Origin of the sequence: Marilutibacter maris, from assembly GCF_006546735.2 — a bacterium.
GTDB classification, from domain to species: Bacteria; Pseudomonadota; Gammaproteobacteria; order Xanthomonadales; family Xanthomonadaceae; genus Marilutibacter; species Marilutibacter maris.
Genome location: NZ_VICD02000251.1, coordinates 1 through 4713, shown reverse-complemented (window position 1 = coordinate 4713; position 4713 = coordinate 1). Strand labels below are relative to the sequence as shown.

5 protein-coding genes are annotated in these 4713 nt (G+C 67.6%); all 5 read left to right on the top strand.

Features of this window, described 5'->3' with window-relative positions:
- Window positions 1-37: 37 nt before the first annotated feature.
- The 5 genes from sucC to FKV24_RS14510 all read left to right on the top strand — a co-directional run bounded on the left by sucC (window position 38) and on the right by FKV24_RS14510 (window position 4622).
- Complete coding sequence (gene sucC / locus FKV24_RS14530) at window positions 38-1201, top strand: ADP-forming succinate--CoA ligase subunit beta (RefSeq protein ID WP_111267286.1); 1164 nt, start codon at window positions 38-40, stop codon at window positions 1199-1201.
- 167 nt (window positions 1202-1368) lie between these two features.
- Window positions 1369-2244 (top strand): succinate--CoA ligase subunit alpha, encoded by an 876-nt coding sequence (gene sucD / locus FKV24_RS14525; RefSeq protein ID WP_111267285.1) that lies wholly within the window; start codon window positions 1369-1371, stop codon window positions 2242-2244.
- 111 nt (window positions 2245-2355) lie between these two features.
- On the top strand, window positions 2356-2640 hold the full coding sequence (locus FKV24_RS14520) for a CopG family ribbon-helix-helix protein (RefSeq protein WP_141482898.1): 285 nt from the start codon (window positions 2356-2358) through the stop codon (window positions 2638-2640).
- A 3-nt stretch (window positions 2641-2643) separates the two neighbouring features.
- Window positions 2644-2946, top strand: coding sequence for a type II toxin-antitoxin system RelE/ParE family toxin (locus FKV24_RS14515; protein WP_141482897.1), 303 nt, complete (start codon window positions 2644-2646; stop codon window positions 2944-2946).
- Between the two features lie 8 nt (window positions 2947-2954).
- Window positions 2955-4622, top strand: coding sequence for an NAD+ synthase (locus FKV24_RS14510; RefSeq protein WP_141482896.1), 1668 nt, complete (start codon window positions 2955-2957; stop codon window positions 4620-4622).
- Window positions 4623-4713 lie beyond the last annotated feature (91 nt).

The window sequence follows — 4713 nt, the reverse complement described above, 5'->3', positions numbered from 1 at the left end:
CCGCGTGGGACGTCTGTTCAACTCCCCTCGGTGACGCATGAACTTTCACGAATACCAGGCAAAGCAGCTCTTTGCCGACTACGGCATCGCAGTGCCGACCGGGCGCGTAGCCCGCACCCCGGACGAGGCCGTCGCGGCCGCCAAGGAAATCCCGGGCGACTTGTGGGTGGTCAAGGCGCAGATCCACGCCGGTGGCCGCGGCAAGGCCGGCGGCGTCAAGCTGGCCAAGAACTTCGACGAGGTCCGCGAGTACGCCAAGGCGATGCTCGGCACCAAGATGGCGACCTACCAGACCGCCGGCGTCGAACTGCCGATCGACACGGTGCTGATCTCCGAAGGCACCGACATCGCCAACGAGCTGTACCTGTCGGTGCTGGTCGACCGCGACACCCAGTCGATCACCTTCATCGCGTCCGCCGAGGGCGGCATGGACATCGAGCAGGTCGCGGCCGAGAAGCCCGAGGCCATCCACACGCTCAATGTGAACTACGTCGAGGGCCTGCAGCCGTACCAGTGCCGCGAGCTGGGCTTCGCGATGGGCCTGAACGCCAAGCAGGTCGGCCAGCTGAGCAAGATCATGCTGGGCCTGTACCGGCTGTTCAACGAGAAGGACCTGGCCCTGGTCGAACTGAACCCGCTGGCCATCCTCACCAACGGCGACCTGGCCGTCCTCGACGGCAAGATCAACAGCGACGACAACGCGACCTTCCGCCACAAGGACCTGGCCGCGATGCGCGACATCCGCCAGGAGGACGAGACCGAGGTGCTGGCCAGCCAGCACGACCTCAACTACGTCACCATGGACGGCAACATCGGCTGCATGGTCAACGGCGCCGGCCTGGCGATGGCGACCATGGACGTGATCAAGCTCAACGGCGGCGAGCCGGCGAACTTCCTCGACGTCGGCGGCGGCGCCACCAAGGAGCGCGTGACCGAGGCGTTCAAGCTGATCCTGTCCAGCGACAAGGTCAAGGCGATCTTCGTCAACATCTTCGGCGGCATCGTCCGCTGCGACATGATCGCCGAGGGCATCATCGCCGCGGTCAAGGAAGTCGACGTCAAGGTCCCGGTGATCGTGCGCCTGGAAGGCACCAACGTCGAGGCCGGCAAGGACCTGCTGAAGAACTCCGGCCTGGCGATCACTCCCGCCGACGACATCAACGACGGCGCCAAGAAGGCCGTCGCCGCCGTCGCCGCCTGAGGATCGCTGCGGGCGCCATGCGGTTCCTCCAGCCCCCTTGAGCCAAGGGAGCGACCCCGCGCAGGGCGCGGGGTTGGGGGATCCGGAGGCCGCCCCGGAGGACATCGGCGAGCCGATGTCCGAAGCATCCGAAGCCAGTCAACAACAAGTTTCCAGGGACTACCAGAATGTCCGTACTTATCAATCGCAACACCAAGGTGATCGTGCAGGGCTTCACCGGCTCGCAGGGCACCTTCCACGCCCAGCAGATGCTTGACTACGGCACCCAGGTCGTCGGCGGCGTCACTCCGGGCAAGGGTGGCACCGAGCACCTCGGCCTGCCGGTCTTCAACACCGTCGCCGAGTCGGTCAAGGCCACCGGCGCCAACGCCTCGGTCATCTACGTGCCGCCGCCGTTCGCGGCCGACGCGATCCTCGAGGCCGCCGCGGCCGGCATCAAGGTGATCGTCTGCATCACCGAGGGCATCCCGGTGCTCGACATGCTGCGGGTCAAGAACGTGCTCAAGGGCCACGACGACGTCGTCCTGGTCGGCCCGAACTGCCCCGGCGTGATCACCCCGGGCGAGTGCAAGATCGGCATCATGCCGGGCCACATCCACCAGCCGGGCAAGATCGGCATCGTCTCGCGTTCGGGCACGCTGACCTACGAAGCGGTCAAGCAGACCACCGACGTCGGCCTCGGCCAGTCGACCTGCATCGGCATCGGCGGCGACCCGATCAACGGCACCAACTTCATCGACGCGCTGAAGCTGTTCCAGGACGACCCGCAGACCGAGGGCATCATCATGGTCGGCGAGATCGGCGGTTCGGCCGAGGAAGAAGCGGCCGAGTACATCGCCAAGCACGTGACCAAGCCGGTGGTCGGTTTCATCGCCGGCGCCAGCGCCCCGAAGGGCAAGCGCATGGGTCACGCCGGCGCGATCGCCTCGGGCGGTTCGGGCACCGCCGAGGGCAAGTTCGCGGCGATGGAGAAGGCCGGCGTCACCACGGTGAAGTCGCCGGGCGATCTCGGCGCGGCGATCGCCAAGCGCCTGGCGAAGTAAGCCACGGCGTTCGGGAATCGCGAAAGGCCGCCTCCGGGCGGCCTTTTTCGTGCTCGATGGGGAGTAGCACTTTTGTGCTACATTGGCGGTGTCCAACTGCGGAGCAGCGGCATGTCGACCACCACGATCCGGCTTCCCGAGGAACTCAAGGCCCGCATCACCAAGGCGGCCGAAGAGGCGGGCACTACCGCGCACAACTTCATGTTGGAAGCGATCGCCGCGCGCACCGAAGCCCAGGAGCGGCGCAACGAGTTCATCGCCGAGGCGCAGCGGCGCAGGGAAGAATTCGAACGCACCGGCCTGGCGGTGCCGTGGGAGGAGATGCGGGAGTTCATGGTGCGCCTTGCCCGGGGCGAGGGCCCGGCGCGTCCTGCGGCCAGGAAGGTCGGGCGCTGAGGCGTGACCAGCCTGGTTCTGGCCGAGCGGGTCGTCGAGGACCTCCTGCGCATCCACGGACACCTGCTTGAGCACGAGGCTGGCGATGTGGAGGCGAGGCTCGCATCCATCTATCGAGGGCTCGATGCACTGGTCGACAACCCGCTGATCGGACGCCCCTGCAGGGGCAGGCTTCGGGAACTGGTGATCGGCCGCGACTCGCGCGGTTACCTGGCGCTGTACGACTACGACCCCCTTCTTGATACCGTCCACGTATGGGCGATCCGCGCGCAGCGCGAAGCGGGCTACGCCACCACAATCCCCTGAAGATCGACATGACCCAGACCCTACGCATCGCCATGGCCCAGTTCGACTTCCCGGTCGGCGCGGTCCGCGACAACGCCACCCGCATCCTGGCGATGATCAACGAGGCGCGCGACGAGTACGGCGCCCAGGTGGTGCTGTTTCCCGAGCTGGCGCTGAGCGGCTATCCGCCGGAAGATCTGCTGATGCGACCGGGATTCCTGGTCGATTGCCACGACGCGCTGGAGTCGATCGCCGCCCAGGTCAGCGGCATCACCGCGGTGGTCGGCTGGCCGCAGGCCGCCGGCAGCGTGGTCTACAACGCCGCCAGCGTGCTGTGCGACGGTCGCGTCACCCACACCTACCGCAAGCGCGAACTGCCCAACTACGCGGTATTCGACGAGCGCCGCTACTTCACCGTCGATCCCGACGGCGAGGCCTGCGTGTTCGAGGTCGAAGGCGTGCGGGTCGGGGTGGTGATCTGCGAGGACCTGTGGTTCGCCGAGCCGGTCGCCGAGGCCGTCGCCGCCGGCGCCGAGCTGATGCTGGTGCCCAATGCCTCGCCGTTCGAGCGCGACAAGCACGCCGATCGCGACGCCCTGATCGGCCGCCGCATCCGCGAGAGCCGCGCGCACGGTCCCGGCGTCGGCGTGGCCTACCTCAACGTGGTCGGCGGCCAGGACGCGCTGATGTTCGACGGCGCCTCGGTGGTCGCCGATGCCGACGGCAGCGTGCACCCGGCGGCGGCGGCGTTCACCGACCAGTGGCTGGTGGTCGACTTCGACCGCGAGCAGCGCAGCTTCATGCCGGTGCAGTGGATGGACGACGGCGACGAGAGTCGCGACGCGCTGGCCTGGCGCGCGGTGGTACGGGGGGTGCAGGACTACTGCCGCAAGAATGGCTTCGGCAAGGTCTGGCTGGGGCTGTCCGGCGGCATCGACTCGTCGATCGTGCTGGCGATCGCGGTCGACGCGCTGGGGGCCGAGAACGTCACCGCGGTGCGGATGCCCTCGCGCTACACCGCCGACCTGTCCAACGACCTGGCCCAGGTGCAGTGCGCCTCGCTCGGGGTGAAGCTGATGACGCTGCCGATCGAGAAGCCGTTCCAGGGCTTTCTGGACGCACTGGCGGAGACGTTCGAAGGGGTGGCGGTCGACACCACCGAGGAGAACCTGCAGTCGCGCACCCGTGGCGCGCTGCTGATGGCGCTGAGCAACAAGTTCGGCGGGCTGTTGCTGACCACCGGCAACAAGAGCGAGTACGCGGTCGGCTACGCGACCATCTATGGCGACATGTGCGGCGGCTACGCGCCGATCAAGGACCTCTACAAGACCGAGGTCTACGCGTTGGCGCGCTGGCGCAACACCGTCGGCGGCAGTGCGCCGCATGGTGGCATGGTGATTCCGCAGGAGGTGATCGACCGGCCGCCGTCGGCCGAGCTGCGCGCCGACCAGAAGGACCAGGATTCGCTGCCGCCGTACGACGTGCTGGACGCGATCCTGCTGCGCTACGTCGACCAGGAGCAGTCGCGCGACGACATCGTCTCGGCCGGCTACGACGCGGCGACCGTCGACAAGGTGCTGCGGCTGGTGCGGATCAGCGAGTGGAAGCGGCATCAGTCCGCGCCCGGACCGAAGGTCTCGCGGCGCGCGTTCAGCCGCGAGCGCCGCTATCCGATCACCAACGGCTACAAGGCCTAGGTGTGTAAACCCAGTACGTTGTTCAGCGGCAGCCGGCTGATGGGTGGCTTGTGGCCCAAACTGGCGTGCGGGCGGTGCCAGTTGTAGTGAT